The 26,386-nt window shown below is 69.0% G+C and carries 27 protein-coding genes; 21 read left to right on the plus strand and 6 right to left on the minus strand.

Translation table 11 applies throughout. The annotated features are described in order from the left end of the window. Positions 1-3: 3 nt before the first annotated feature. The 19 genes from AC07EJ_RS08915 (at position 4) to AC07EJ_RS09005 (ending at position 18,668) form a co-directional block, all read left to right on the plus strand. Positions 4-1,737 carry a trypsin-like serine protease gene (locus AC07EJ_RS08915; protein WP_393584815.1) on the plus strand — a complete coding sequence of 578 codons (1,734 nt, stop codon included), beginning with the start codon at positions 4-6 and terminating at the stop codon, positions 1,735-1,737. A gap of 223 nt (positions 1,738-1,960) precedes the next feature. Then, the gene (locus AC07EJ_RS08920) at positions 1,961-3,091 is read left to right on the plus strand and encodes an LCP family protein (protein ID WP_389478184.1); all 1,131 of its coding nucleotides are present in this window, start codon (positions 1,961-1,963) and stop codon (positions 3,089-3,091) included. A 161-nt stretch (positions 3,092-3,252) separates the two neighbouring features. Further along, entirely contained in the window at positions 3,253-3,474 is a 222-nt protein-coding gene (rpmE, locus tag AC07EJ_RS08925; RefSeq protein WP_100595864.1) for a 50S ribosomal protein L31, read from the plus strand. 142 nt (positions 3,475-3,616) lie between these two features. Beyond that, positions 3,617-4,693 (plus strand): peptide chain release factor 1, encoded by a 1,077-nt coding sequence (gene prfA / locus AC07EJ_RS08930; protein WP_389478186.1) that lies wholly within the window; start codon positions 3,617-3,619, stop codon positions 4,691-4,693. A gap of 81 nt (positions 4,694-4,774) precedes the next feature. Then, positions 4,775-5,614, plus strand: a complete 840-nt coding sequence (gene prmC / locus AC07EJ_RS08935) for a peptide chain release factor N(5)-glutamine methyltransferase (protein ID WP_362908227.1) — start codon at positions 4,775-4,777, stop codon at positions 5,612-5,614. 125 nt (positions 5,615-5,739) lie between these two features. After that, positions 5,740-6,387 carry an L-threonylcarbamoyladenylate synthase gene (locus AC07EJ_RS08940; protein ID WP_389478188.1) on the plus strand — a complete coding sequence of 216 codons (648 nt, stop codon included), beginning with the start codon at positions 5,740-5,742 and terminating at the stop codon, positions 6,385-6,387. Continuing rightward, complete coding sequence (locus AC07EJ_RS08945) at positions 6,384-7,034, plus strand: arsenate reductase/protein-tyrosine-phosphatase family protein (protein ID WP_389478189.1); 651 nt, start codon at positions 6,384-6,386, stop codon at positions 7,032-7,034. Before AC07EJ_RS08940 ends, AC07EJ_RS08945 begins: the two co-directional genes overlap by 4 nt. A 111-nt stretch (positions 7,035-7,145) precedes the next feature. Beyond that, a complete protein-coding gene (locus tag AC07EJ_RS08950; RefSeq protein WP_393584819.1) occupies positions 7,146-8,414 on the plus strand; it encodes a serine hydroxymethyltransferase in 1,269 nt (422 codons plus the stop codon). A 129-nt stretch (positions 8,415-8,543) separates the two neighbouring features. Beyond that, complete coding sequence (locus tag AC07EJ_RS08955) at positions 8,544-9,929, plus strand: MraY family glycosyltransferase (protein ID WP_389478191.1); 1,386 nt, start codon at positions 8,544-8,546, stop codon at positions 9,927-9,929. Between the two features lie 262 nt (positions 9,930-10,191). Further along, complete coding sequence (locus tag AC07EJ_RS08960) at positions 10,192-10,641, plus strand: Cg1360 family ATP-synthase-associated protein (protein ID WP_362908222.1); 450 nt, start codon at positions 10,192-10,194, stop codon at positions 10,639-10,641. Positions 10,642-10,914: 273 nt separating this feature from the next. After that, entirely contained in the window at positions 10,915-11,685 is a 771-nt protein-coding gene (atpB, locus tag AC07EJ_RS08965; RefSeq protein ID WP_389478387.1) for a F0F1 ATP synthase subunit A, read from the plus strand. Positions 11,686-11,762: 77 nt separating this feature from the next. Continuing rightward, entirely contained in the window at positions 11,763-12,002 is a 240-nt protein-coding gene (gene atpE / locus AC07EJ_RS08970; protein WP_389478193.1) for an ATP synthase F0 subunit C, read from the plus strand. 41 nt (positions 12,003-12,043) lie between these two features. Then, a complete protein-coding gene (locus AC07EJ_RS08975) occupies positions 12,044-12,601 on the plus strand; it encodes a F0F1 ATP synthase subunit B (protein ID WP_389478194.1) in 558 nt (185 codons plus the stop codon). Then, positions 12,598-13,419, plus strand: a complete 822-nt coding sequence (locus AC07EJ_RS08980; RefSeq protein WP_478883991.1) for a F0F1 ATP synthase subunit delta — start codon at positions 12,598-12,600, stop codon at positions 13,417-13,419. The genes AC07EJ_RS08975 and AC07EJ_RS08980 overlap by 4 nt, the downstream gene beginning before the upstream one ends. Positions 13,420-13,540: 121 nt before the next feature. Then, positions 13,541-15,133 carry a F0F1 ATP synthase subunit alpha gene (atpA, locus tag AC07EJ_RS08985; protein ID WP_389478197.1) on the plus strand — a complete coding sequence of 531 codons (1,593 nt, stop codon included), beginning with the start codon at positions 13,541-13,543 and terminating at the stop codon, positions 15,131-15,133. 20 nt (positions 15,134-15,153) lie between these two features. After that, positions 15,154-16,071: a F0F1 ATP synthase subunit gamma gene (locus tag AC07EJ_RS08990; RefSeq protein ID WP_389478198.1), complete on the plus strand. Its 918-nt coding sequence runs from the start codon at positions 15,154-15,156 to the stop codon at positions 16,069-16,071. Further along, the gene (gene atpD, locus AC07EJ_RS08995) at positions 16,071-17,513 is read left to right on the plus strand and encodes a F0F1 ATP synthase subunit beta (protein ID WP_389478200.1); all 1,443 of its coding nucleotides are present in this window, start codon (positions 16,071-16,073) and stop codon (positions 17,511-17,513) included. Before AC07EJ_RS08990 ends, atpD begins: the two co-directional genes overlap by 1 nt. A 142-nt stretch (positions 17,514-17,655) precedes the next feature. Further along, the gene (locus AC07EJ_RS09000; protein WP_389478201.1) at positions 17,656-18,030 is read left to right on the plus strand and encodes a F0F1 ATP synthase subunit epsilon; all 375 of its coding nucleotides are present in this window, start codon (positions 17,656-17,658) and stop codon (positions 18,028-18,030) included. A 188-nt stretch (positions 18,031-18,218) separates the two neighbouring features. Next, positions 18,219-18,668, plus strand: coding sequence for a DUF2550 domain-containing protein (locus tag AC07EJ_RS09005; RefSeq protein ID WP_389478203.1), 450 nt, complete (start codon positions 18,219-18,221; stop codon positions 18,666-18,668). 76 nt (positions 18,669-18,744) lie between these two features. Here the strand turns inward: AC07EJ_RS09005 and AC07EJ_RS09010 are convergent, their stop codons facing one another. The 3 genes from AC07EJ_RS09010 to AC07EJ_RS09020 all read right to left on the minus strand — a co-directional run bounded on the left by AC07EJ_RS09010 (position 18,745) and on the right by AC07EJ_RS09020 (position 22,600). Then, positions 18,745-20,610, minus strand: coding sequence for a glycoside hydrolase family 18 chitinase (locus AC07EJ_RS09010; RefSeq protein ID WP_393584823.1), 1,866 nt, complete (start codon positions 20,608-20,610; stop codon positions 18,745-18,747). A 146-nt stretch (positions 20,611-20,756) separates the two neighbouring features. Next, the gene (locus AC07EJ_RS09015) at positions 20,757-21,410 is read right to left on the minus strand and encodes a response regulator (protein WP_389478206.1); all 654 of its coding nucleotides are present in this window, start codon (positions 21,408-21,410) and stop codon (positions 20,757-20,759) included. Further along, positions 21,407-22,600, minus strand: a complete 1,194-nt coding sequence (locus AC07EJ_RS09020; RefSeq protein WP_389478207.1) for a sensor histidine kinase — start codon at positions 22,598-22,600, stop codon at positions 21,407-21,409. The genes AC07EJ_RS09015 and AC07EJ_RS09020 overlap by 4 nt, the downstream gene beginning before the upstream one ends. 221 nt (positions 22,601-22,821) lie before the next feature. Here AC07EJ_RS09020 and AC07EJ_RS09025 point away from each other — a divergent pair, with 221 nt between their 5' ends. Then, positions 22,822-23,367 (plus strand): hypothetical protein, encoded by a 546-nt coding sequence (locus AC07EJ_RS09025; protein ID WP_393584826.1) that lies wholly within the window; start codon positions 22,822-22,824, stop codon positions 23,365-23,367. Here AC07EJ_RS09025 and AC07EJ_RS09030 read toward each other — a convergent pair. Genes AC07EJ_RS09030 through AC07EJ_RS09040 form a run of 3 tightly spaced genes read right to left on the minus strand, consistent with a single transcriptional unit; the run spans position 23,364 to position 25,511 of the window. Further along, a complete protein-coding gene (locus tag AC07EJ_RS09030) occupies positions 23,364-23,936 on the minus strand; it encodes a cob(I)yrinic acid a,c-diamide adenosyltransferase (protein WP_389478209.1) in 573 nt (190 codons plus the stop codon). The genes AC07EJ_RS09025 and AC07EJ_RS09030 overlap by 4 nt on opposite strands. 13 nt (positions 23,937-23,949) lie before the next feature. After that, the gene (locus AC07EJ_RS09035) at positions 23,950-24,705 is read right to left on the minus strand and encodes an ABC transporter permease (RefSeq protein WP_389478389.1); all 756 of its coding nucleotides are present in this window, start codon (positions 24,703-24,705) and stop codon (positions 23,950-23,952) included. Between the two features lie 23 nt (positions 24,706-24,728). Continuing rightward, positions 24,729-25,511 carry an ABC transporter ATP-binding protein gene (locus tag AC07EJ_RS09040; protein ID WP_478883992.1) on the minus strand — a complete coding sequence of 261 codons (783 nt, stop codon included), beginning with the start codon at positions 25,509-25,511 and terminating at the stop codon, positions 24,729-24,731. Between the two features lie 80 nt (positions 25,512-25,591). Here AC07EJ_RS09040 and AC07EJ_RS09045 point away from each other — a divergent pair, with 80 nt between their 5' ends. Further along, on the plus strand, positions 25,592-26,230 hold the full coding sequence (locus AC07EJ_RS09045; RefSeq protein WP_478883993.1) for a TetR/AcrR family transcriptional regulator: 639 nt from the start codon (positions 25,592-25,594) through the stop codon (positions 26,228-26,230). Positions 26,231-26,386 lie beyond the last annotated feature (156 nt).

A 26,386-nucleotide genomic window follows, 5' to 3' on the forward strand; every position in this document is an offset into this window, starting at 1 on the left:
TGCGTGGACATATCTGTATCCGGCTCCGGCCGGCACCGTCGAAGACTCGGCAAGGTGCTGCCGGCCGCCGCGGCCGGGCTCGCGCTGATCGGCGCGGGCGCGTTCGCCGTCACCTCGTACGCGGGGGAGTCCGACACCGGCCGGGTCGTGCAGCCGCCGCCCGGCGCGAAGACCGCCGAGCCGGCGGCGTCGTCCCCGTCACCGAGCGGCGACAGGACCGTCACGCCCCGCATCATCGGCGGCACGGGAAGCGCCGCCTCCTGGATGGTGCAGCTCGTCTACAACGACCCCGCCGGCGGCTCCTACTTCGTCTGCGGCGGCACCCTGGTCGCGCCCAACAAGGTGCTCACCGCCGCGCACTGCCTGCACGACGAGAACGGCAACCGGCAGGACTGGGGCAAGTACGGCGAAGTCGCCGTAGGCACCAGCAAGAGCGTCACCGTCGCCGGCAACGGCGCCACGTACATCGACGTCACCCGCAGCTGGGTGCGTGACGGTTACGACCCCGACGCCATCACGAACGACGTCGCCCTGCTCACCCTCGCCAAGCCGGTCGCCCAGACCACGCTGGAGCTGGCCGGAGCGGACGACAGCGCGCTGTACGCCGCCGGCACGAACGCCACCGTGTACGGCTGGGGCCTCACCAGCTCGAACGAGGACACCGCCGACATCGCGTCCCAGCTGCAGAAGGTCACCCTGCCGCTGAACTCCGACGACGCCTGCACCCAGAACCTCGACCCGTACTTCCAGGCCGGGAAGATGATCTGCGCCGGACAGCTCGGCACCGGCGACGACAGCACCGGGAAGACCACGTGCCCGGGAGACTCGGGCGGCCCGCTCGTCGTGGGCGACAAGGTCGTCGGCATCGTCTCGTGGGGCATCAGCCAGGGCAAGCAGGTCTGCAACGTCTCCGGCACGTACGAGGCGTTCACCAAGGTCTCCACGTACCAGTCCAAGGTCCGTCCGCGCATCGACGACACCGACATCAGCCGCAACGGCAAGGCCGACCTCTTCGTCCGGGCGTCCTCCGGCGGCAAGGGGTACGTCAAGGAGTCCACGGGCAGCGGGTTCGCCACGCGCAAGACGCTGACCGGGTCCTGGAGCGCGTACAACCTGGTCCTCCAGGCCGACATGAACCGCGACGGGTACCAGGACTTCATCATCCGCCGCAGGTCCGACGGGGCCGTCTACTGGCGTCACCGGTCCGCGTCGAGCTCGACGTACACGGACACGAAGATCGCGAGCGACTGGGCGACGCGGAAGTTCGTCGTGGCGCCCGGTGACGTGACCGGCGACCGCTACCCCGACCTCCTGTCGGCGACCTCCGGCGGCACGCTCTACCTGTACCCCGGCAAGGGCGACGGGACGTACGGCACCCGGACCACCGTCGGCAGCGGCTACCAGGTCTTCAACTCCCTGCGCGGCAAGGGCGACTTCACCGGCGACGGCAGGAGCGACCTGATCGCCCGCGGCAGCGGCGGCAAGCTGTACCTCCTCAAGGGCACCGGCAAGGCGTCCGCGCCCTTCGAGGCCGGCGTGCAGGTGCGCACCTGGGACGGGTACAACGCGTTCGCGGCGCCGGGCGACGTGACCGGCGACGGCAAGGCCGACTACGTGGCGCGCACGCCCGGCGGCACGCTCTACCTGTACCCGGGCACGGGGACCGCCTCCTCGGAGATCTTTGCCACACGCATCAAGATCGGGACCGGCTACACGCAGTACAACGTATTCGGATAAACCCGCAGGTGAGAGCCGGGTGACCGGCTGTCGTCAGCACTCTCTGTGCCCGCCGCGAGCTCCGCGGCGGGCACAGCGCGTTGTGCAACCCTTCTTCCCGGTTTCCACGTCCCGCGCAAGAGGCGGACGAAGAGAAAGAGACGGACGAAGACGCGTCCGATCCCGCCTGACCCTGCAACCAGGGGGTAACCGGCCAACCGAGCAGCTGAGGACTGAGGAGCACATGCCCGACGAGAGCAGCCCCGCGACCACCGATCCGAGCCGCCCCACCCGCGGCGGCGGAGGCGGCGGCCGGCGGCGCAAGCCGCGCGCCAAGCGCAGCAAGGCCCTCGTCATCACGGCCTGCACCGCGGCCGGACTCGTCGTCGTGGCGGGCGCGGGCGCCGGCTTTCTGTACTTCAAGCTCAACGGGAACATCAAGGGCGTCGACATCAACGCCGCGCTCGGCACCGACCGCCCCGCGAACGTCGACAACGGCTCGATGGACATCCTGGTCCTCGGCTCGGACTCGCGCTCCGGCGCGAACGCCAAGTACGGCAAGGACGGCGGTGGCGCCCGCTCCGACACCGCGATGGTCGTCCACGTGTACAAGGGCCACAAGAAGGCCAGCGTGGTCTCCATACCGCGCGACACCCTCGTCACCCGCCCGACCTGCACCGACAGCGCCGGCAACACGGTCGCGGGCGGCGGCCAGCAGATGTTCAACACTGCGTACGAGGTCGGTGGCCCGGCCTGCGCCGTCAAGACGGTCGAGAAGATGTCCGGGATCCGCATGGACCACTACGTCGAGGTCGACTTCTCGGGCTTCAAGAAGCTCATCAACACCCTCGGCGGCGTCGACATCACCACCCAGCAGGCGATCAACGACGACAAGAGCCATCTGCACCTGGCGGCCGGCAAGCACACGCTCACCGGCGAGCAGGCGCTCGGCCTCGTCCGCACCCGGCACGCCGTCGGCGACGGCAGCGACCTGGGCCGAATACAGCTCCAGCAGGCCTTCATGAAGGCGCTGATCAACCAGATCAAGGACGTCGGCGTCTTCACCAGTCCCAAGAAGCTCTACGACCTCGCGGACACCGCCACCAGCGCCGTCACCACCGACTCCGAGCTCAACTCGGTCAAGGAGCTGGCCGGTTTCGCGGGCGGCCTCAAGGGCATCGGCGCCGGCGACATGAAGATGGTGACGCTCCCCGTCCAGTACGACCCCGCCGACCCCAACCGCGTACTCCCGCTGGAGAAGGCGGGCGTGAAGGTCTGGGCGGCCCTGAAGACGGACCAGCCCGTTCCGGCCTCCGCGATCAAGGACTCCGCCGGTGACAAGGGCGCCGCGGGCTCCGTCGTCACCAGTCACTAGACGCCGGACACCACTTCTCGGTGACCCTTCGGGAATAGTTGCGCCCCGACCCCGGTTTTGGGGGATACGGCCAGTCCTGGCAGACTGGTACGTCGGCCCCGGTTCACGCCCCCGCAATCCGCGGAAGCGACCCGGAGCCCTCCGAGATCATAGGAGACACCTTGAAGCGCGACATTCACCCCGAGTACGTCGAGACGCAGGTCAGCTGCACCTGTGGCGCGTCGTTCACCACCCGCAGCACGATCTCCAGCGGCACCGTCCGTGCCGAGGTCTGCTCCGAGTGCCACCCGTTCTACACGGGCAAGCAGAAGATCCTCGACACCGGTGGCCGCGTGGCCCGCTTCGAGGCCCGCTTCGGCAAGGCTGCTGCCGCCAACAAGTAGCGAGCCACTTGCGCCGGTCCACGGCCGCCCTTCGGGGCGGGCCGGGACCGGCGTGCTTTTTTGGTTGGCCGGGGACCCGGGGGTCTTCCCCGGCCGGCCGGTGGCCGTTCCCTTTCGCTGTACCTCACTTCAGGAGCCGGAGATGTTCGAGGCCGTCGAGGACCTCATCGGTGAGCACGCCGATCTCGAGACGAAGCTCGCGGACCCATCGGTCCACGCGGACCAGGCGAACGCGCGCAAGCTCAACAAGCGCTACGCGGAGCTGACCCCGATCGTCGCCACCTACCGCTCCTGGAAGCAGACCGGTGACGACATCGAGACCGCGCGCGAATTCGCCGCGGACGACCCGGACTTCGCCGCCGAGGTCAAGGAACTCGAGAAGCAGCGCGAGGAGATCACCGAGAAGCTGCGGCTCCTGCTGGTCCCCCGGGACCCCAACGACGACAAGGACGTCATCCTCGAGGTCAAGGCGGGCGCGGGCGGCGACGAGTCGGCGCTCTTCGCCGGCGACCTGCTGCGCATGTATCTGCGGTACGCGGAGCGCGTCGGCTGGAAGACCGAGATCATCGACGCCACCGAGTCCGAGCTGGGCGGCTACAAGGACGTCCAGGTCGCCGTGAAGACCAAGGGCGGCAACGGCGCGACCGAGCCCGGCCAGGGCGTCTGGGCCCGCCTGAAGTACGAGGGCGGCGTGCACCGCGTGCAGCGTGTGCCGTCGACCGAGTCGCAGGGCCGCATCCACACCTCCGCGGCCGGTGTCCTCGTGACGCCCGAGGCCGAGGACGTCGACGTCGAGATCCACGCGAACGACCTCCGCATCGACGTCTACCGCTCTTCGGGCCCCGGCGGCCAGTCCGTCAACACGACCGACTCCGCGGTGCGCATCACGCACCTGCCCACCGGAGTGGTCGCCTCCTGCCAGAACGAGAAGAGCCAGCTCCAGAACAAGGAGCAGGCGATGCGTATCCTGCGCTCCAGGCTCCTGGCGGCAGCGGTGGAGAAGGCCGAGGCCGAGGCCGCGGACGCCCGCCGCAGCCAGGTCCGCACCGTCGACCGCTCCGAGAAGATCCGTACGTACAACTTCCCGGAGAACCGCATCTCGGACCACCGCGTCGGTTTCAAGGCGTACAACTTGGACCAGGTGCTAGACGGTGAGCTCGACCCGGTGATCCAGGCCTGTGTCGACGCCGACTCGGCCGCCAAGCTCGCCGCCGCCTAAGCCACGCCAAAAAGACCAGCTCAGCCCCGGAGGATCAGCGTGCAGCAACATCTTGGGGGGCGACCCCCAAACCCCCGCAGCGTGCTGCTCGCGGAAGTCGCCCAGGCCACCCAGCGCCTCGCCGACGCGGGCGTGCCCTCGCCGCGCAACGACGCGGAGGAGCTCGCCGCCTTCGTGCACGGCGTGAAGCGGGGTGCGCTGCACACCGTCAAGGACGCGGACTTCGACGCCCGTTACTGGGAGGTCACCGCGCGCCGCGAGGCCCGCGAGCCGCTCCAGCACATCACCGGGCGCGCCTACTTCCGCTACCTCGAACTCCAGGTGGGGCCGGGCGTGTTCGTGCCGCGGCCCGAGACGGAGTCCGTGGTCGGCTGGGCCATAGACGCCGTACGGGCCATGGATGTCGTCGAGCCGCTCATCGTCGACCTGTGCACGGGTTCGGGAGCCATCGCGCTCGCCCTCGCGCAGGAGGTCCCGCGCTCCCGCGTGCACGCCGTGGAGCTGTCCGAGGACGCCCTCAGGTGGACGCGCAAGAACGTCGAGGGGTCCAGGGTCGACCTGCGCCAGGGAGACGCCCTGGAGGCCTTCCCCGAGCTCGACGGGCAGGTCGACCTGGTGGTCTCCAACCCGCCGTACATCCCGCTCACCGAGTGGGAGTACGTCGCCCCCGAGGCCCGCGACCACGATCCTGAGCTCGCGCTCTTCTCCGGTGAGGACGGGCTCGACCTGATCCGCGGCATCGAGCGCACCGCGCACCGCCTGCTCCGGCCCGGAGGCGTCGTTGTCGTCGAGCACGCCGACACCCAGGGCGGCCAGGTGCCGTGGATCTTCACCGAGGAGCGGGGCTGGGCCGACGCCGCCGACCACCCCGACCTGAACAACCGCCCGCGCTTCGCGACCGCCCGCAAGGCGATGCCGTGACGCGAAAGAATCAGCGCAGCATCAGCCGTCCCGGCAGGACCGGTCGGTCCGGCGGCTGCAGCACCAGCAGTTCCCGCATCTCTCGCATGGACTACGTGTACTTCGTGTACGAGGAGGCCCGCTAAATGGCTCGGCGATACGACACCAACGACGCGTCGGACCGTACGACCGGTCTGCGTGAAGCCGCGTCCGCCGTCCGCCGCGGTGAGCTCGTCGTGCTGCCCACGGACACCGTGTACGGCATCGGCGCCGACGCCTTCACCTCCGAGGCGGTCGCCGACCTCCTGGACGCCAAGGGGCGCGGCCGCAACATGCCGACCCCGGTCCTCATCGGCTCCCCGAACACGCTGCACGGCCTCGTCACGGACTTCTCCGAGATGGCCTGGGAACTCGTCGACGCGTTCTGGCCGGGCGCCCTCACGCTCGTCGCCAAGCACCAGCCGTCCCTGGCGTGGGACCTCGGCGACACCCGTGGCACCGTCGCCGTCCGCATGCCCCTGCACCCGGTCGCGATCGAGCTGCTCACCGAGGTCGGTCCCATGGCCGTGTCCTCCGCGAACCTCACCGGGCACCCCGCCCCCGAGGACTGCGACGCCGCGCAGGACATGCTCGGCGACTCCGTCTCCGTCTACCTCGACGGCGGCCCCACGCCCGGCATCGTCCCGTCCTCGATCGTCGACGTGACCGGGAAGGTTCCGGTGCTCCTGCGCGCGGGTGCCCTGACCGCAGAAGAGCTGCGCAAGGTCGTACCCGACCTCGAGGTGGCGAATTGACAGCCCCTGAGACGGGGCGTGGCATAGGCAACGAGGACTCCTTCCGCATCCTCCATGTCAGCACCGGCAACGTGTGCCGCTCGCCGATCACCGAGCGGCTGACCCGGCATGCCCTGGTGGGAAGACTCGGCGACCCCCTCGTACGCGGCCTGATCGTGGAGAGCGCGGGCACCTGGGGACACGAGGGCGCGCCCATGGAGGCCAACGCCGAGACGGTCCTCGCGGACTTCGGGGCGGACGCCTCCGGCTTCGTGGGCCGGGAGCTCCTCGACGACCACGTGATCCGCGCGGACCTGGTCCTCACGGCCACCCGCGACCACCGCGCCCAGGTCATCTCCATGGGCCACAGCGCGGGCCTGCGCACCTTCACGCTGAAGGAGTTCACGCGCCTCGTCCAGGCGATCGATCCGGCCACGCTGCCCGACCCCCTCGACGGGGCGGCCGGCGGCGTGGTGGAACGCGCCCGCGCCCTGGTGCGTGCCGCGGCGGCTCTACGCGGGTGGCTTCTCGCGCCGAACGTCGAGGCCGACGAGGTGTACGACCCGTACGGCGCGCCTCTGCCCTTCTTCCGCTCGGTCGGCGAGGAGATCAGCGAGGCGCTGGAGCCCGTGGTGACGGCCCTCACGGGTGTCCCCGCCTGCCGCTGAACGCAGTACGGCGGCCACAGAAGTACTCACTCGTGCCTGAGTTTCGGGCGCTGCGGGCGGTGCGGGCCTACATTGGTTCTGAGGTCATCCCCGCGAGGCCCGGAGCCCAAGATGCCGGTCACCACTGAACAAGCCACCGCCGGTGCGACGTACGCGCACGCCGGCTTCGACATGCTGCGCCGGCAGGACCCCGAGATCGCCGAGATCATGCTCGGCGAGGCGGCCCGGCAGGCCACGTCGCTGCAGCTGATCGCCGCCGAGAACTTCACGTCGCCGGCCGTCCTCGCAGCCCTCGGCTCCCCGCTCGCCAACAAGTACGCCGAGGGCTACCCCGGCGCCCGCCACCACGGCGGCTGCGAGCTCGTCGACGTGGCGGAGCAGATCGCCGTCGACCGGGCCAGAGCGCTCTTCGGAGCCGAGCACGCCAACGTGCAGCCCCACTCCGGCTCCTCCGCGGTCCTCGCCGCGTACGCCGCCCTCCTGCGCCCCGGCGACACCGTCCTCGCGATGGGGCTCCCGTACGGCGGCCACCTCACCCATGGGTCGCCCGCGAACTTCTCGGGCCGCTGGTTCGACTTCGTGCCCTACGGCGTCGATCCGGAGTCCGGCCTCATCGATCACGACCAGGTCCGAGCCCTGGCCCGCGTACACCGCCCCAAGGCGATCGTCTGCGGCTCGATCGCCTATCCGCGGCACATCGACTACGCGGCCTTCCGGGACATCGCCGACGACGTGGGCGCCTATCTCATCGCCGACGCCGCGCACCCCATCGGCCTGGTCGCCGGGGGAGCGGCGCCGAACCCGGTGCCGTACGCCGACGTCGTCTGCGCCACCACGCACAAGGTCCTGCGCGGCCCCCGCGGCGGCATGATCCTGTGCGGGGCCGAGCTCGCCGCGCGCATCGACCGGGCCGTCTTCCCCTTCACACAGGGCGGCGCCCAGATGCACACGATCGCCGCCAAGGCCGTCGCGTTCGGCGAGGCGGCGACCCCGGCCTTCGCCGCGTACACCCATCAGGTGGTTGCCAACGCGAGGGTGCTCGCGGCCGCGCTCGCCGCCGAGGGCCTCGCGATCACCACCGGCGGCACGGACACCCATCTGCTGACCGCCGACCCCACGTCGCTGGGCGTCGACGGCCCGACCGCCCGGGGCCGGCTGGCCTCGGCCGGCATGGTCCTCGACACGTGCGCGCTGCCCTTCGGGGACGGGCGCGGCCTGCGTCTGGGCACCGCCGCCGTCACCACGCAGGGCATGGGCGAGCCGGAGATGGCGCGCATCGCGGTGCTCTTCGCGGGGGTGCTGCGGGACGAGGCCGATCCGCGTACTGCACGCGCGGAAGTGCGCGATCTCACCGGAAGATTTCCGCCGTATCCGGCCTAGACAGGGGTAGGCGGGCGAGGGTGGTCCGTCACTCGTGCAACCATCGTCGCTACCCGGCAGTCCTTCACCACATGCGCGCGAAGCTAGGGTGTGGGGCTGAGATGGCCAGCGATATCTGTGGGGAAGCCCGTGCGTGAATACCTGCTGACGCTCTGCATCACGGCCGCGGTGACATACCTGCTGACCGGCCCGGTGCGGAAGTTCGCGATCGTGGCCGGCGCCATGCCGGAGATCCGCGCCCGCGACGTGCACCGGGAGCCCACGCCCCGGCTCGGCGGGATCGCCATGTTCTTCGGCCTGTGCGCGGGTCTCCTCGTCGCGGACCACCTGACGAACCTCAGCCCCGTCTTCGAGATGTCGAACGAGCCGCGGGCGCTGCTCTCCGGAGCCGCCCTGATCTGGCTGATCGGCGTCCTGGACGACAAGTTCGAGATCGACGCCCTGATCAAGCTGGGCGGCCAGATGATCGCCGCCGGCGTCATGGTCATGCAGGGTCTGACGATCCTGTGGCTGCCGATCCCGGGTGTGGGCACGGTCTCGCTCACGCAGTGGCAGGGCACGCTCCTCACCGTCGCCCTGGTCGTGATCAGCATCAACGCGGTCAACTTCGTGGACGGCCTCGACGGCCTCGCGTCCGGCATGGTGTGCATCGCCGCGTCGGCGTTCTTCCTGTACTCGTACCGCCTCTGGTACGGCTACGGCATCGAGGCGGCCGCCCCCGCGACGCTGTTCGCGGCGATCCTGATCGGCATGTGCCTGGGCTTCCTGCCGCACAACATGCATCCCGCCCGGATCTTCATGGGCGACTCCGGATCGATGCTCATCGGCCTCGTCCTGTCCGCCGGCGCCATCTCCATCACCGGCCAGGTCGACCCGAGTCTGATGAAGCTGAACTTCGGCGGCACCCGTGACGCCACCCACGCGATGGTCCCGGTCTTCATCCCGCTGCTGATGCCGCTGACGATCATCGCGGTGCCGTTCGCGGACCTGGTCCTCGCGATCGTGCGGCGCACCTGGAAGGGCCAGTCGCCGTTCGCCGCCGACCGCGGACACCTGCACCACCGGCTCCTGGAGATCGGCCACTCCCACAGTCGCGCGGTCCTGATCATGTACTTCTGGGCGGCGCTGCTGTCCTTCGGCGCGGTCGCCTACTCCGTCCACTCGACGTCCATGTGGATCGTCCTGGCGATCGTCGCGCTGAGCTTCCTCGGTCTCGTACTGCTTCTGCTGCCGCGCTTCACGCCGCGCGCCCCGCGCTGGGCGGAGGCCTTCCTGCCGCCGCGCTACCGGCGCAGGCGGGCCGCGCGGGCGGCGGCCGAGGCGACTGAGGCGTCGCCGTCGTACACGGCGCGGGACGAGGCCGAGACAGCCGAGGACGCCGAGACGGGTGTGGCCGCACAGATGCCTGAGAGCGAACCCGCGCGCACGCCGATGCCCGCAGGAGTCAACGGGGCAACGGCCATTGGCCCCCGTTCGCGGTTCCTGGATCGGCGCAAGGCGGACTCGTCGCGCTGACGCTCGGGGTCAAAGCGCGTCAATACCAGACAAGTTGACCTCTGCCTTGCTCAGACGCGCGGATTACCTCTCACGTGTGACAGTGAGCACACTGTAGAGGTAAAGACCTCATCAAATAGTTTGTGATACCGTTCACGAGACCCGGGGACAGAGCCGAAGGACCGTAGTGCGACGGCCCATTGGCCCGAATTTCCCTCTCGGCCCCGGACTACGCTCGTCCATGACGACACCCTGCCCCCGTCCAGTTAGCGGAGCTGCCGCCATGCCCTCGAATGACGCACGGATCCTCCTCCAGGCCGTTGTGCCCACAGCCATTGCCGGCGCGATTGCCGCCGTGATCAGTGGTGTGCTCGCCGGCGGCAAGGGGGCGCTCGGCGCTGTCATCGGCACGGTGGTCGTCATCGTCTTCATGGGCCTCGGGCAGGTCGTCCTCCAGCGGACGGCAAAATCGCTTCCGCAGCTCTTCCAGGCGATGGGGCTGATGCTCTACGTCGCCCAGTTGCTGCTGCTTCTGATCTTCGTCGCCGTCTTCAAGGACACGACGCTGTTCAACCCCAGGGCCTTCGCCGCTTCACTCGTCGCCGCCACCGTCGTATGGATGGCCGCGCAGGCGCGTGCGCACATGAAGGCCAAGATTTTCTATATCGATCCCGACTCGGGCAAAGACTCCGAGAAGAGCGACAAGCCCGAGAATTCAGGGTCGTCCTCATGAGGGGTAGGGGCGGGATAAATGCGGGTTCGCGTTACTGCTATCGTCCGGTGCCAACTGCGGCACTGCGGGCGCGGGCATCTGAGCTGACGCCTGCTCGACTGCGAGGCTCACTGCCTGCCTGCCGCCCCCACATCCGAAACACCAGACCGGTGCCGATCCGCGGCTGCGCGCCGCAACGACACAACGAGGTTGCCGTACCTATGCGTCACGCCGAAGGAGCCTGTGGTGAGTGCTGACCAGACTGAGCTCGCCTTTGACTGGAGCTGTCGGATCATGTCCGACAACGGCTGCGGCTTTCCGGCTCCTGGCCTGCACTCGTTCCTCTTCAAGCCGCTGTTCACCGTCGGCGGGTTCGAGTTCAACAAGGTGATGCTGCTCGCTCTCCTGACGACGCTCGTCGTCGTCAGTGTCTTCTACGCAGCGTTCGGCAAGGCCAAGGTCGTCCCGGGCAAGCTTCAGATGGCCGTGGAGGCGGGGTACGACTTCGTACGCCGCGGAATCGTCTACGAGACGATGGGCAAGAAGGAGGGCGAGAAGTACGTCCCCCTGATGGTGTCGCTGTTCTTCTTCATCTGGATCATGAACATCTGGTCCGTGATCCCGCTGACCCAGTTCCCGGTCGCGTCGGTGTTCGCGTACCCGGTCGTGCTCGCGGCCGTCGTCTACCTGATCTGGGTGCCGCTGACCTTCAAGCGCCATGGTTTCGTGGGCGGTTGGAAGAACATCACGGGCTACGACAGCTCGCTCGGCCCGATCAAGTGGCTCGTCTCGTTCATCGAGTTCTTCTCGAACCTGCTGGTCCGTCCGTTCACGCACGCGGTGCGACTGTTCGCCAACATGTTCGCCGGTCACCTGATGCTGGTGATGTTCACCGTCGCCTCCTGGTACCTGCTGAACAGCTGGATGATCCCGGCCGCGGGCGTGTCCTTCGTGATGACCATCGCCATGATCCTCTTCGAGCTTTTCGTACAGGCGGTCCAGGCGTACGTCTTCGTACTCCTCGCCAGCACCTACATTCAGGGCGCTGTCGCCAAGCACCACTGAGTCTGTCCGTCCCGTCATACCCCCTGTCGTCCGGTGGCCAACCCCCACCGGTTCGTTAAAGAGAAGGAAGTAACGGCATGTCCGCGACCATCGAACTCGCCGCTGGCGTCTCCGGCTCCCTCGGTTCCATCGGCTACGGTCTCGCTGCCATCGGCCCCGGCATCGGCGTCGGTATCGTCTTCGGTAACGGCACCCAGGCCCTGGCCCGTCAGCCCGAGGCCGCCGGTCTGATCCGCGCCAACCAGATCCTCGGCTTCGCCTTCTGTGAGGCGCTCGCCCTCATCGGCATCGTTCTGCCGTTCGTTTACGGTACGTGACCTAACTCCTCACAGACCATTATTCGACGAAAGGCACTGATGTGATCGCCAACCTGGTGCAGCTGGCGGCCGAGGAGAAGCAGAACCCGCTTGTCCCGGCCGGCCCCGAGCTGCTTGTCGGCACCATCGCCTTCGCCATCGTTTTCTTCTTCTTCGCCAAGAAGCTCCTCCCGCGCATCAACAAGGTGCTGGAAGAGCGTCGCGAGCTGATCGAAGGCGGTATCGAGAAGGCCGAAGCCGCACAGACCGAGGCCCAGAGCGTTCTTGAGCAGTACAAGGCTCAGCTCGCCGAGGCTCGTCACGAGGCCGCGCGGCTGCGCCAGGAGGCGCAGGAGCAGGGCGCCACGCTCATCGCCGAGATGCGCGCGGAAGGCCAGCGGCAGCGTGAGGAAATCATCGCCGCCGGCCACTCGCAGATCGAGGCCGACCGCAAGGCCGCCGCTCAGGCGCTGCGCCAGGACGTGGGCCAGCTGGCCACCACTCTGGCCGGCAAGCTGGTCGGCGAGTCGCTCGAGGACCACGCTCGGCAGTCGCGCACGATCGACCGCTTCCTCGACGGACTCGACGAGACGGCGACGAAGGCCGAGGCTGCTCGATGACTGCCCACGGAGCGAGCCGCGAGGCACTCGCCTCCGCACGTGAGCGTCTCGACGCGCTGACCGACAGCACCTCGGTCGACGCCCGACAGCTCGCCTCCGAGCTTGCCGCGGTCACCGCGCTGCTCGACCGCGAGGTGTCGCTGCGTCGGGTCCTGACCGACCCGGCGCAGTCCGGTGAGGCCAAGGCCGAGCTCGCGGGACGCCTGCTGAGCGGCCAGGTCAGCGGCACGACCGCCGACCTGGTGGCCGGCCTGGTCCGCTCCCGCTGGTCCGCTCCGCGCGACCTGGTCGACTCCGTCGAGGAGCTGGCCAACATCGCCGAGCTGACCGCGGCGCAGAAGGCCGGCGAGCTGGACGACGTCGAGGACGAGCTGTTCCGGTTCGGCCGGATCGTCGCCGCGAGCACCGAGCTGCGCGCCGCGCTCACGGACCGTATCGCCACGGGCACGGCCAAGAGCGAGCTGCTGCGCAGCCTGCTCGGCGGTCGCGCCACGGCCGGCACGGAGCGTCTGGTAGAGCGCCTTGTGACCCAGCCGCGTGGACGTAGCCTGGAGATGGGACTCGAGTCCCTGTCCAAGCTCGCCGCGGAGCGCCGGGACCGCATGGTCGCCGTCGTCACCTCGGCGGTTCCGCTGAGCGATGCGCAGAAGCAGCGCCTGGGCGCCGCCCTGGCGAAGCTCTACGGGCGTCAGATGCACCTGAACCTCGACGTGGACCCCGAGGTCCTCGGCGGGATCAACGTGCAGGTGGGCGACGAGCTCATCAACGGAAGCATCGCGGACCGCATTGAGGACGCCAGCCGCCGCATGGCCGGCTAGCCGACTCGCACAACGTAGTAGTACCTACGGCCCTAGTTGGGCCGTGCAGAGGATTCCTGGGGGCTGACCCCAGACCCCCCAAGAAAACTTTCGGGCCCAACAAGGAGAGCAGGGAACCCAGATGGCGGAGCTCACGATCCGGCCGGAGGAGATCCGGGACGCGCTGGAGAACTTTGTCCAGGCGTACAAGCCGGACGCGGCCTCGCGCGAGGAGGTCGGTACGGTCACCCTTGCCGGCGACGGTATCGCGAAGGTCGAGGGCCTGCCCTCGGCCATGGCCAACGAACTGCTGAAGTTCGAGGACGGCACCCTCGGCCTCGCCCTCAACCTCGAGGAGCGCGAGATCGGTGCCATCGTGCTCGGTGAGTTCACCGGTATCGAGGAGGGCCAGCCGGTGCAGCGCACCGGTGAGGTGCTCTCCGTGGCCGTCGGCGAGGGCTACCTGGGTCGCGTCGTCGACCCGCTCGGCAACCCGATCGACGGCCTCGGCGAGATCGAGACCAGCGCGCGTCGCGCCCTTGAGCTGCAGGCCCCCACGGTCATGCAGCGCAAGTCGGTGCACGAGCCGATGGAGACCGGCTACAAGGCCGTCGACGCGATGACCCCGATCGGCCGCGGTCAGCGTCAGCTGATCATCGGCGACCGCCAGACGGGCAAGACCGCCCTGGCTGTCGACACGATCATCAACCAGCGTGACAACTGGCGCACCGGCGACCCGAAGAAGCAGGTCCGCTGCATCTACGTCGCCATCGGCCAGAAGGGCTCGACCATCGCCTCCGTGCGTGGCGCCCTGGAAGAGGCCGGCGCGCTGGAGTACACGACCATCGTCGCCGCCCCGGCGTCCGACCCGGCCGGCTTCAAGTACCTGGCGCCGTACACCGGTTCGGCCATCGGCCAGCAGTGGATGTACGAGGGCAAGCACGTCCTCATCATCTTCGACGACCTCTCGAAGCAGGCCGACGCCTACCGCGCCGTGTCCCTGCTGCTCCGCCGCCCGCCGGGGCGCGAGGCCTACCCGGGTGACGTCTTCTACCTGCACTCCCGCCTCCTCGAGCGCTGCGCGAAGCTCTCGGACGAGATGGGTGCCGGCTCGATGACCGGTCTGCCGATCGTCGAGACCAAGGCGAACGACGTGTCGGCGTTCATCCCGACCAACGTCATCTCCATCACCGACGGCCAGTGCTTCCTGGAGTCGGACCTGTTCAACGCCGGTCAGCGCCCCGCGCTGAACGTCGGTATCTCCGTCTCCCGAGTCGGTGGTTCCGCGCAGCACAAGGCGATGAAGCAGGTCTCCGGCCGCCTCCGCGTGGACCTCGCCCAGTTCCGTGAGCTCGAGGCGTTCGCCGCCTTCGGTTCCGACCTGGACGCCGCGTCGAAGGCGCAGCTGGAGCGCGGTCAGCGCATGGTCGAGCTGCTCAAGCAGCCCCAGTACCAGCCGATGGCGACCGAGGACCAGGTTGTCTCCGTCTGGGCCGGCACCACCGGCAAGATGGACGACGTCCCGGTCGTGGACATCCGGCGCTTCGAGCGCGAGCTGCTCGACTACCTGCACCGCAAGGAGCAGGGCCTGATGACCTCCATCAAGGAGGGCGGCAAGATGTCGGACGACACCCTGACCGCCACCGCCGACGCCATCGCGGACTTCAAGAAGCAGTTCGAGACCTCGGACGGGAAGCTTCTCGGCGAGGACGCTCCGGCCGCCGCCGGTAAGTGACGACGGAAGGGACCTGACTCATGGGAGCCCAGCTCCGGGTCTACAAGCGTCGCATCAAATCCGTCACCGCGACCAAGAAGATCACCAAGGCGATGGAGATGATCGCCGCCTCGCGTGTCGTCAAGGCGCAGCGCAAGGTGACGGCCTCCACGCCGTACGCGACCGAGCTCACCCGCGCGGTCACGGCTGTCGGCACCGGTTCGAACACGAACCACCCGCTGACGACGGAGCCGGAGACGGCGACGCGCTCCGCGGTGCTGCTCCTCACGAGCGACCGCGGACTGGCCGGCGCCTTCAACTCGAACGCCATCAAGGCCGCGGAGAAGCTGACCGCGCGTCTCGAGGCCGAGGGCAGGGAGGTCGAGATCTACATCGTCGGCCGCCGTGGTGTCGCCCACTACAACTTCCGTGAGCGCAAGATCGCGGAGCAGTGGACGGGCTTCACCGACGAGCCCTCGTACGCGGACGCCAAGAAGGTCGCGGGCCCGCTGATCGAGGCCATCGAGAAGGACTCGGCGGAGGGCGGCGTGGATGAACTCCACATCGTCTACACGGAGTTCATCTCGATGATGACGCAGTCGGCCGTTGACGGCCGTCTGCTTCCGCTCAGCCTCGAAGAGGTGGCGGAGGAGTCGAAGTCCAAGGGCGAGATCCTTCCGCTGTACGACTTCGAACCGTCGGCGGAGGACGTCCTCGACGCCCTGCTGCCGCGCTACGTCGAGAGCCGTATCTACAACGCGCTGCTCCAGTCGGCTGCTTCCAAGCACGCCGCCACGCGCCGCGCGATGAAGTCGGCCACCGACAACGCGGGAGACTTGATCAACTCGCTCTCCCGACTTGCCAACGCGGCCCGCCAGGCCGAAATCACCCAGGAAATCAGCGAGATCGTCGGCGGCACTGCAGCCCTGTCCGACGCGACCGCGGGGAGTGACAAGTAATGACGACCACTGTTGAGACGGCCGTTGCCACGGGCCGCGTCGCCCGGGTCATCGGCCCGGTCGTCGACGTGGAGTTCCCCGTCGACGCGATGCCGGAGATCTACAACGCCCTGCACGTCGAGGTCGACGACCCGGCCACCGCGGGCGCGAAGAAGACGCTGACCCTCGAGGTCGCCCAGCACCTGGGTGACGGCGTGGTCCGCACGGTCTCGATGCAGCCCACGGACGGCCTCGTCCGCCAGGCTGCCGTGACCAACACCGGCGCCGGCATCTCGGTGCCCGTCGGCGACGTGACCAAGGGTCGTGTGTTCAACACCCTCGGCGAGGTCCTGAACGACGACCCGTCGTCGGTTGCGGACGCCCCGCGCTGGACGATCCACCGCAAGGCCCCGGCCTTCGACCAGCTCGAGTCGAAGACCGAGATGTTCGAGACCGGCCTGAAGGTCGTCGACCTTCTCACCCCGTACGTCAAGGGTGGAAAGATCGGTCTGTTCGGTGGTGCCGGTGTCGGCAAGACCGTTCTGATCCAGGAAATGATCGTCCGTGTGGCCAAGCTGCACGACGGTGTCTCCGTCTTCGCCGGTGTCGGCGAGCGCACCCGTGAGGGCAACGACCTCATGGTCGAGATGGAGGAAGCCGGCGTTCTGGACAAGACCGCGCTGGTCTTCGGCCAGATGGACGAGCCGCCGGGCACGCGTCTTCGCGTCGCCCTGGCCGGTCTGACCATGGCGGAGTACTTCCGCGATGTGCAGAAGCAGGACGTGCTGTTCTTCATCGACAACATCTTCCGCTTCACGCAGGCCGGTTCCGAGGTCTCGACCCTGCTCGGCCGCATGCCTTCCGCGGTGGGTTACCAGCCGACCCTCGCCGACGAGATGGGTCTCCTCCAGGAGCGCATCACGTCGACCCGTGGTCACTCGATCACCTCGATGCAGGCGATCTACGTCCCCGCGGACGACCTGACCGACCCGGCCCCGGCCACCACGTTCGCCCACCTCGACGCGACGACGGTTCTCTCCCGTCCGATCTCCGAAAAGGGCATCTACCCGGCCGTGGACCCGCTGGACTCCACGTCCCGCATCCTGGACCCGCGTTACATCGCGCAGGATCACTACGACACCGCCATGCGCGTCAAGACGATCCTGCAGAAGAACAAGGACCTCCAGGACATCATCGCGATCCTCGGTATCGACGAGCTGGGCGAGGAGGACAAGCTCATCGTCCACCGTGCCCGTCGCGTCGAGCGCTTCCTGTCGCAGAACACCCACGCCGCCAAGCAGTTCACCGGCGTGGACGGTTCGGACGTGTCGCTCGAGGAGTCGATCACCGCGTTCAACGCGATCTGCGACGGCGATTACGACCACTTCCCCGAGCAGGCGTTCTTCATGTGCGGTGGCATCGAGGACCTGAAGGCCAACGCCAAGGAGCTCGGCGTCTCCTGATTCTGGCTTCTTCGGAAGCACAGACTCGTGGGAGAGGGGCGGGGGATACCCGCAGGGCGTGTCCCGCCCCTCTCCGTACGCCGACTAGACTTTGACCCAACACCCGGCAGCAACCGCCGGGTGGTGACCCGAGGAGCCCACCTTGGCTACTGAGCTGCACGTCGAGCTCGTCGCCGCGGACCGCAGTGTCTGGTCCGGCGAGGCCACCCTGGTCGTCGCACGCACCACGTCCGGCGACATCGGCGTCATGCCCGGTCACCAGCCGCTTCTCGGTGTGCTGGAGTCGGGCCCGGTGATGATCCGCACGAGCGACGGCGGGACGGTTGTCGCCGCTGTGCACGGCGGTTTCGTCTCGTTCGCCGACAACAAGCTTTCCCTGCTCGCCGAGATCGCCGAGCTTTCGGACGAGATCGATGTCCAGCGTGCGGAGCGGGCGCTCGAGCGTGCTCAGTCGGATGCGGACGCATCCGCCGAGCGTCGCGCGGACGTCCGTCTGCGTGCGGTGGCGACGCGCTGAGCCCTGGGGGCACCCCCAGGCCCTTTAGGCTATGGGGGAGCGCGGAGTGACATGACTCAGCCGCGGCCAGGACCGGAGAACTCCTCCGGACCGGGTCGCGGCTGAGGCGATCCTTGGTCAATTTTGCAGTTCCGTTATCGGATCCGCTGTCGGGCCCGTTATCAGATGAGGCGAGGAGGTCGGTACGAATGGTCCTCGTTCTTGTGCTGTGCGTGGTCGCGGTCGTCGTACTCGTATTGCTGGGGCTGTTCGTCTTCGGACTGAGGCGCCGGCTGATCCAGCGCTCGGGGGGCACCTTCGACTGCTCCCTGCGGTGGGACGTCGCCGAGGGTGGCGATGCCTCCGGCAAGGGCTGGGGCTACGGCGTGGCCCGCTACAACGGCGACCGGATCGAGTGGTTCCGGGTCTTCTCCTACTCGGTCAGGCCCCGTCGCACCCTTGAGCGCTCGGCGATCGAGGTGACGGGGCGGCGTGCTCCGGAGGGCGAGGAGGAGCTGGCTCTGCTCTCGGACGCGATCGTCCTCGCGTGCTCGCACCGCGGCTCGCGTCTCGAGCTGGCGATGAGCGAGGACGCGCTGACCGGTTTCCTGGCGTGGCTGGAGGCGGCGCCTCCCGGCCAGAGGGTGAACGTGGCCTGAGTCTTTGCATGGAGAAGCCGGGTGAACAGGGGGCGGCCCTGTTCACCCGGCTTCCGTCATGTGCGGCCCGGCGCTGCTACTTCAGGCCGCCGTCGATCGCGGTCACCAGCTCGCCGCCCGCGGTGTCACCGCTGAACTCCCAGAAGAAGGCGCCGCCCAGGTTCTGGCTCTTGGCCCAGGCCATCTTGGAGTTGATGGTCGCGGGGGTGTCGTACGACCACCAGTCGGAGCCGCAGTACGCGTACGCCGTACCGGCCACCGTCCCGTTCGCGGGGCACTTCGTCTTGAGGACCTTGTAGTCCTCGATGCCCTGTTCGTAGGTGCCGGCGGCGGGGCCTGTCGCTGTGCCGCCCGGCTCCTTCTGTGTGACGCCGGTCCAGCCGCGGCCGTAGAAGCCGATGCCGAGCAGGAGCTTGCTCGACGGGACGCCCTGGGCCTTCAGCTTGGCAATGGCGTCAGCGGAGTCGAAGCCCTGCTGCGGGATGCCGGGGTACGAGGTGAGCGGGGAGTGGGGGGCCGTCGGGCCCTGGGCGTTGAAGGCGCCGAAGAAGTCGTAGGTCATGACGTTGTACCAGTCGAAGGACTGGGACGCGCCCGCGTAGTCGTTCTTCTCGATCTTGCCGCCGGTGGAGGCGTCGGCCGTGATCGCCGCCGTCACCAGGTTGCTGGAGCCGAACCTGGCGCGCAGTGCGGAGGACAGCTTCTTCAGGGCGTCCTGGCCCGAGGTGTCGCAGGACAGGCCGCAGGCGTTGGGGTACTCCCAGTCGATGTCGATGCCGTCGAAGACGTCGGCCCAGCGCGGGTCCTCGACCAGCTTGTAGCAGGAGTCGGCGAACGCTGCCGGGTTCTGCGCCGCTTGCGGGAAGCCGCCGGACCAGGTCCAGCCGCCGAACGACCAGATGATCTTGAGGTTCGGGTGCTTGGCCTTCAGCTGGCGCAGCTGGTTGAACGCGCCGCGCAGCGGCTGGTCCCAGGTGTCGGCGACGCCGGAGACGGAGTTGGCCGCGGTGTACGCCATGTCCGTGTCGGCGTAGGAGTCACCCATGGTGCACTGGCCGTTCTGCACGTTGCCGAAGGCGTAGTTGATGTGGGTGACCTTCGCGGCGGAGCCGGAGGTCTCCAGGTTCTTCGGGAAGTATTGGCGGCCGTAGACGCCCCAGTCGGTGAAGTACCCCATCTTGACCTTGCCGCCGGGGCCCGGGTCGGTGCCGCCGCCGGTCGTGTGCACCCGGACCGAGCCGGAGGCGGGGCCGCTCTGGTCCGCGGTGTCGCGGGCCTGGACGGTGTACGAGTAGTCGGTGCCCGCGGTGAGCCCGGTGTCGGAGTACGAAGTCCCGGTCACCGTCGCGACCTTGGCGCCGTCGCGCAGGACGTCGTAGTTCTTGACGCCCTTGTCGTCGGTGGCCGCGGTCCAGTCGAGCTTGACCGAGGTGTTCGTGACGGAGGAGGCGGTCGGGGTGCCGGGCGCGGAGGGGGCCGCGTCACCGGGGACGTCACCGCCGTCGCAGGAGGCGCCGTTGAGCTTGCAGCCGGAGGGGGCGCCGGGGCCCGAGCCGTTGAATCCGAAGGAGATCGAGGCGCCGGGGGCGAGCGACCCGTTCCAGGAGAGGTTCTTGGCGGTCCAGTGGTCGGCGGAGTTGGTGACGGTGGCGTCCCAGGCCGAGGTCACCTTGGTGCCGGCGGGGAAGTCCCACTCGACGGTCCATGAACTGAGCGCCGTGGTACCGGTGTTCTTGACGGTCCACTTGCCTTCGAAGCCGGTGCCCCAGTCCTGGGTCTTGGCGTAGGTCGCGGTGGCGGTGCTCGCGGCGGCGGCCGCGTGGGAGGGGGTGGCGAGGCCGACGAGGGCGGCGGCCGGGAGCAGCAGGGTGGTGAGGCCTGCGACGGCTCTCTGTCTGAGTCTCAAGCGCAAGGGGTGCTCCTCGGGTGGTCCGGGGGACATGACGGGGGTGGAACCCTGCGCCGCCCGTGAGCATCGCCGTGCTGGTCGTGATGGTCATGTGCATGGTTGCGCTCACCGCAGTGCCGTGAGAATAGAAAGGTCTGGACCAGCGGTCAAGGTCTAAACCAATTACAGGAATTGGCCCCTCACAGCCCCAACTCCTGCGCCAGCACGGCCGCTTGCACCCTGCTGCGCAGTTCCAGCTTCCCCAGCATCCTGCTGACGTGCGTCTTCACCGTCGCCTCCGCCATCCCCAGCCGCACCGCGATCTCCGCGTTCGACAAGCCGTCGCCGAGGCAGGAAAGCACCTCCCGCTCCCGGCGCGTGAGGGTGTCGAGCCCCGCGGGCGCGGGCCCCGGCTCCGGGCGCACGGGCTTCGCCGCGAACTCGGCGATGAGCTTGCGGGTGACCGCCGCAGCGATCAGCCCCTCACCGCGCGCGACCGTGCGGACACCCTCGATCAGGTCCTTCGCCTCGGTGTTCTTCAGCAGGAAGCCGCCGGCGCCCGCGCGCAGCGCCCCGAAGACGTACTCGTCGAGGTCGAACGTCGTCAGGACCAGTACGTCCGCGAGCCCCTCGGAGACCACCTGGCGGGTCGCCGAGACGCCGTCGAGGCGCGGCATCTGGATGTCCATGAGGACCAGATCCGGCCGAAGTTCGCGCGCCATCGCCACCGCCTGCTCGCCGTCCGCCGCCTCCCCGACGACCTCGATGTCGGGGGCGCTGCCCAGGATCAGGACGAGCCCCGCCCGTACGGCGGACTGGTCCTCGGCGACAAGTACCCGGATCACCCGGTTCATTCGGACACTCCTTCGTCAGCCGGGCCGACGGGCAGCTCGGCCCTCACCAGCCAGATCTTGCTGCCGGGCCCGCTCTCGGGACCCGCCTCGAACGTGCCGCGCAGCAGAGCGCTGCGCTCGCGCATCCCGATGAGCCCGGCGCCCGAGCCGGGTGCGCGCGGACCGTCCAGATCCCCGTACGGGCTGGTCACCCGCACCGTCAGGGCGCCGTCGGTACGGTGGACGGCCACGGAGACGGTGCCGGGTGACGCGTGCTTGAGGGCGTTCGTGAGCGATTCCTGCACGATGCGGTACGCGGCCAGCTCGATCGGCGCGGGCAGGCCGCCGACGCCGTCGCCGACGGTGAGCGCGACATCGAGGCCGTTGGCGCGGGACTGCCCGACGAGGGCTCCGAGGCCGTCCAGCGTGGGTGCGGCGACGGGCTCGCCCTGGGAGTCTCCGCTGTCGTCCCGCAGGATGCCGATGAGGCGGCGCATCTCGGCGAGGCCCTCCACGCTGTTCTCGCGGATGACCGTGAGGGCCTGCTGTGTGGTCCTCGGATCGTCGAGCGAGAGCGCCGCCGTCGAGTGGATGGCGATCGCCGACAGATGGTTGGCGACCATGTCGTGCAGCTCGCGGGCCATCCGGGCGCGCTCGGCGACGACCGCCTGGGTGCGGTCCATCTCGGCGAGCAGCGCGGTCTGTTCGGCACGCAGCCGCGCGGAGTCGGCGGCCTCGCGGTGGTTGCGTACGAGGACTCCGGTGGCGGCCGGCGCGAACGACACGAGGCCGGTGACGACCCCGATCAGGAACGCCTCCGGCCGCCGGAACCAGGCCAGGAACCCCAGAGTCACCGCGATGGTGATCAGCGCCGTGGTCACCGGGATGCGGCGGGCGGCGGCCGGGGTGCCGTACAGGACGGCCGCGTAGACGAGGTCCGTGAACATCAGCGTCGTCGCGAGGCTGCCCGGCGTGAACTGGTCCGCGATCAGGACGAACGTGCCGAGGACCAGAGCGGTCTGCGGCGCGCTCCTGCGCAGCAGCTCCAGGCCCGCCATCGCGCAGAGCGGCAGCAGCAGCCAGCCACCGCCGAGGACCCGCAAGCCCTGGCTGTTGGTCAGGCCGAGCGCCCACAGCAGGAGTCCGCCGAGCAGCCCGACCGCCGCGATACGGACGTCGTCGCGGTGCGGGCGGGCGAAGGGCAGGGGCATGCCACCCATTCAATACGGCGGGACGGGGCCGCGCCTGCACCTGGCGGGCGGGCCCGCGCGACCGGTGTACATCGAAGGATGCAGTCCCGTTTCGTCACCGGCGACGACGATGGGCGGGCGCGGCGGCCCGACGCTGGAAGGAGACCACAAGCCGGACCACAAACCGGACCACCAGTCAGACCCACCGGTCGGACTACCAGCCCCGTCCCGAGGAGCCCGCCGTGATCGTCACGCTGATCGTCGCCTGCGAGATCGGCTTCTGGGTGCTGCTCGCCGCGGGACTCGCCCTGCGCTACGTGGCGAAGATGCCGCGCACGAGCGTCGGCGTCCTGCTGTGCGAGCCGCTCCTGGAGGTCGTCCTGTTCGTCGTCACCGCGATGGACCTCAAGAACGGGGCCGAGCCGGACTGGAAACACGGCCTCGCCGCCGTCTACATCGGCTTCTCGGTGGGGCTCGGCCACTCCACCGTCAAGTGGGTGGACGCCCGGGTCGCCCACCGCTTCGCCGGGGGACCGCCCCCGGTGAAGCCGCCGAGGTACGGGGCCGCGCGCGCCGCCCACGAGTGGCGGACGGCCGCGCGCTGGATCCTCGCCTGCGCCGTCGCGCTCGCCCTGCTTCAGGGCGCGATCTGGTACGTGGGCGGCGACGGGAACATCGGTTCGCTGCGGATGTGGCAGCAGAAGATGCTCTTCGTGATCGGCATCAACCTCGTGATCGCGCTCAGCTACACGCTGTTCCCGAAGAAGGCGCCCGCTCTCGACTGCTAGCGCTCGCCGCCCGGGACCCACAGCACGTCCCCGACCTCCTTGTTCGCCGTGCGCGCCAGGATGAACAGGAGGTCGGAGAGGCGGTTCAGATACGTCGCCGTCAGCGGGTTCATCGACTCGCCGTGCACCTCCAGCGCCGCCCACGTGGAGCGCTCGGCCCTGCGGACCACGGTGCACGCCTGGTGCAGCAGCGCCGCGCCCGCGGTGCCCCCGGGCAGGATGAAGGACCGGAGCTTCTCCAGCTGCTCGTTGAAGTGGTCGCAGTCCGCCTCCAGCTTGTCGACGTAGAACTGCTCGACGCGCAGCGGCGGGTACTTCGGTTCTTCGACCACGGGCGTCGACAGGTCGGCGCCCACGTCGAACAGGTCGTTCTGGACCCGTACGAGGACCTTCACGACCTCCTCGTCGAGCCCGCCGAGCGCGACCGCCGTGCCGATGACGGCATTGGCCTCGTTGGCGTCGGCGTAGGCGGAGATCCGCAGATCGGTCTTGGCGGTCCGGCTCATGTCGCCGAGGGCGGTCGTGCCCTGGTCGCCGGTCCTGGTGTAGATACGCGTCAGATTGACCATGGGGTCAGCGTAGTTACGCGGCCGCCCTGCGGAAGCCACGTGTGCCGACCGTCACGGCGAGCGCTGCCAGGGCGAGGGCGACCAGGACCCCGTACAGCATGTGCGCGGTCGCGTAGTGGCCGACGTACGCGTCGCGCATCGCGTCGACCGGATAGCGGATCGGCATGAAGTGCGACAGGACGTCGAGCCAGCCAGGCGCGAGCGCCATCGGCAGCATCAGCCCGGACAGGAGCATCGACGGCATCGAGACGGCGTTGACGATCGGGCCGAACTCCTGTGGCCGGTCGACCTTCATGGCCACCGTGTACGACATGGAGCCGAGGGCGACGGTCAGGAGCGCGACGAACGCGAACCCGATGAGGACGCCGGCCAGCGGCGCCCTCAGCCCCATCACCAGCGCGGCGAGGACGAGGAGGACCGCCTGGAGGACGAAGAGCACGGCGTCGCGCAGCACTCTCCCGAGCAGCAGCGCGAGACGGCTGACGGGGGTGACGCGCATGCGCTCCACCACGCCGTAGTTCTTCTCGATAATGATCGCGAAACCGGAGAACAGCCCGCCGAACAAGGCCAGTTGGAGCAGCAGCCCCGGCACGAGCACCTGCCAGGAGCTGCCGGCCGAGCCCAAGGGCACATCGGTGAGCAGCGGCCCGAAGAACAGCAGGTACAGCAGCGGCATCAGGACGCCGAAGAGCATCTGGAACTTGGAGTTGAGGGTCTGTCGGGCATAGCGCCCGAAGATCAGCGCGGTGTCGGAGAGCAGGGTCTTCATGCCGGTCCCGGTGTTCATGCCCGTCACACCGCCACGGGAGTCGTCGGTGCGGTCGCCGGGCCGCGCCCGGTGATCGCGAGGAAGGTGTCCTGGAGCGTCGCGTCGAGCGACCCGCCGTACGCCAGCTTGAGCGCGCCCGGGGTGCCCTCCGCGGCCACAACTCCCTTGTCCACGACGGCGATCCGGTCGGCGAGCGCGTCGGCCTCGTCGAGGTAGTGGGTGGTGAGGAAGACAGTCGTGCCGTGCTCGTCGCGCAGGCGCCGCACGAGGTCCCACAGATCGGCGCGGCCGGCCGGGTCGAGTCCGGTCGTCGGCTCGTCGAGGAAGAGCACCTTCGGGCGGTGCACGATTCCCATCGCGATGTCGAGGCGGCGCCGCTGCCCGCCGGAGAGCGCGGCGGTCCTGCGGTCGAGGAGCTCCGTGAGACCGAGGTCCTCGGCCAGCTCGCCGGCGCGCGCCACCGCCCGCGCCTTGGGCAGCCGGTACAGCCGCCCCTGGGTGACCAGTTCCTCCCGTACGGAGATGTTCGGGTCGACGCCGCCGGACTGGGCGACGTATCCGACCGCACGGCGCACGCCCGCCGGATCCGTCGCCAGGTCGCAGCCCGCGACGGTGGCGGCGCCCCCGGTGGGCGGGAGGAGCGTCGTGAGCATGCGCAGGGTCGTCGTCTTGCCCGCGCCGTTCGGGCCGAGGAGGCCGAGGATCTCGCCGGGCCGCACGGTCAGGTCGATGCCGCGCACCGCCTCGACGGGGCCGCGTGGGGTGGTGAAGGTCCGGGCCAGGCCGGACGTGCTGATGACTGCCATGGGTCCAGAAAAACAGAGTCACTGAAATTTTGCAATGTCCCCAAAATTCAAGTGAGCACAACGAAAGCTAGACTGGCCGCATGGCAGAGGGACTGCGTGAGCGCAAGAAACGGCTGGCCAGGCAGCACATCTCCGATGTGGCCACGGGCCTTTTCCTGGAGCGCGGCTTCGACGAGGTGACGATCGCCGAGGTCGCCGAAGCGGCCGACGTCTCCGTCAACACCGTCTACAACTACTTCCAGGCCAAGGAAGACCTGTTCCTCGACCGGGCCAAGGGCAGCGTGGCCCGGCTCTCCCGCTTCGTGCGCGGACGTGACCGGGGCGAGTCCGCGGCCGAGGCCGTCCTGCGCGAGCTGCGTCGCGAAGTCGTCGCCGTGTCGCCCGAGGTCGGCCTGATCGAGGGCTACGACCGCTTCATGAAGGTCATCGAGGGAGCGGCCGGACTGCGGGCCCGGCTCTGGTACATGCAGCAGGAGTCGCTGACCCTGCTCGAGGCGACGCTGCGCGAGGAGACGGCGGCGGACGACCGCGACACGCTGCCCGCCCTCATGGCCGGACAGATCAACTGGATCCACACGACGCTGCTTTCCCGCATCGCCGCCGAGATGATCAAGGCGAGGCCGGCCGGGGAGGTGTCCCGCGAAGCACTCGGCCTGCTCGACGAGATGGAGGGCCTCCTGGGTGAGCCGGTGCTCAACTACGCCGTACGCGACGCCTGATGGCCCGTCCGGTGTGATGTCCGTCATTCGAGACGTGACGCGCATTACTTCGCGGCCCCACGACCCCTCGCGGACGCTAATGTCCGCCGGAGAGACACGTGAACAGCGGTCAGCGGTCAGTTGCAAGTGGTACGCGGTCAGCGGGTAAGGGGAGTC

The sequence above is a fragment of the Streptomyces sp. NPDC045026 genome (assembly GCF_056432625.1).

What these genes read in the sequence shown, in the direction of transcription:
- AC07EJ_RS08920 (WP_389478184.1), top strand. Translation starts at nt 1,961, where the DNA reads ATGCCCGACGAGAGCAGCCCCGCGACCACCGATCCGAGCCGCCCCACC.
- prfA (WP_389478186.1), top strand. Translation starts at nt 3,617, where the DNA reads ATGTTCGAGGCCGTCGAGGACCTCATCGGTGAGCACGCCGATCTCGAG.
- AC07EJ_RS08940 (WP_389478188.1), top strand. Translation starts at nt 5,740, where the DNA reads ATGGCTCGGCGATACGACACCAACGACGCGTCGGACCGTACGACCGGT.
- AC07EJ_RS08950 (WP_393584819.1), top strand. Translation starts at nt 7,146, where the DNA reads ATGCCGGTCACCACTGAACAAGCCACCGCCGGTGCGACGTACGCGCAC.
- AC07EJ_RS08960 (WP_362908222.1), top strand. Translation starts at nt 10,192, where the DNA reads ATGCCCTCGAATGACGCACGGATCCTCCTCCAGGCCGTTGTGCCCACA.
- atpB (WP_389478387.1), top strand. Translation starts at nt 10,915, where the DNA reads ATGTCCGACAACGGCTGCGGCTTTCCGGCTCCTGGCCTGCACTCGTTC.
- atpE (WP_389478193.1), top strand. Translation starts at nt 11,763, where the DNA reads ATGTCCGCGACCATCGAACTCGCCGCTGGCGTCTCCGGCTCCCTCGGT.
- AC07EJ_RS08980 (WP_478883991.1), top strand. Translation starts at nt 12,598, where the DNA reads ATGACTGCCCACGGAGCGAGCCGCGAGGCACTCGCCTCCGCACGTGAG.
- atpA (WP_389478197.1), top strand. Translation starts at nt 13,541, where the DNA reads ATGGCGGAGCTCACGATCCGGCCGGAGGAGATCCGGGACGCGCTGGAG.
- AC07EJ_RS08990 (WP_389478198.1), top strand. Translation starts at nt 15,154, where the DNA reads ATGGGAGCCCAGCTCCGGGTCTACAAGCGTCGCATCAAATCCGTCACC.
- atpD (WP_389478200.1), top strand. Translation starts at nt 16,071, where the DNA reads ATGACGACCACTGTTGAGACGGCCGTTGCCACGGGCCGCGTCGCCCGG.
- AC07EJ_RS09005 (WP_389478203.1), top strand. Translation starts at nt 18,219, where the DNA reads ATGGTCCTCGTTCTTGTGCTGTGCGTGGTCGCGGTCGTCGTACTCGTA.
- AC07EJ_RS09010 (WP_393584823.1), bottom strand. Translation starts at nt 20,610, where the DNA reads ATGTCCCCCGGACCACCCGAGGAGCACCCCTTGCGCTTGAGACTCAGA.
- AC07EJ_RS09015 (WP_389478206.1), bottom strand. Translation starts at nt 21,410, where the DNA reads ATGAACCGGGTGATCCGGGTACTTGTCGCCGAGGACCAGTCCGCCGTA.
- AC07EJ_RS09020 (WP_389478207.1), bottom strand. Translation starts at nt 22,600, where the DNA reads ATGCCCCTGCCCTTCGCCCGCCCGCACCGCGACGACGTCCGTATCGCG.
- AC07EJ_RS09030 (WP_389478209.1), bottom strand. Translation starts at nt 23,936, where the DNA reads ATGGTCAATCTGACGCGTATCTACACCAGGACCGGCGACCAGGGCACG.
- AC07EJ_RS09035 (WP_389478389.1), bottom strand. Translation starts at nt 24,705, where the DNA reads ATGAAGACCCTGCTCTCCGACACCGCGCTGATCTTCGGGCGCTATGCC.
- AC07EJ_RS09040 (WP_478883992.1), bottom strand. Translation starts at nt 25,511, where the DNA reads ATGGCAGTCATCAGCACGTCCGGCCTGGCCCGGACCTTCACCACCCCA.
- AC07EJ_RS09045 (WP_478883993.1), top strand. Translation starts at nt 25,592, where the DNA reads ATGGCAGAGGGACTGCGTGAGCGCAAGAAACGGCTGGCCAGGCAGCAC.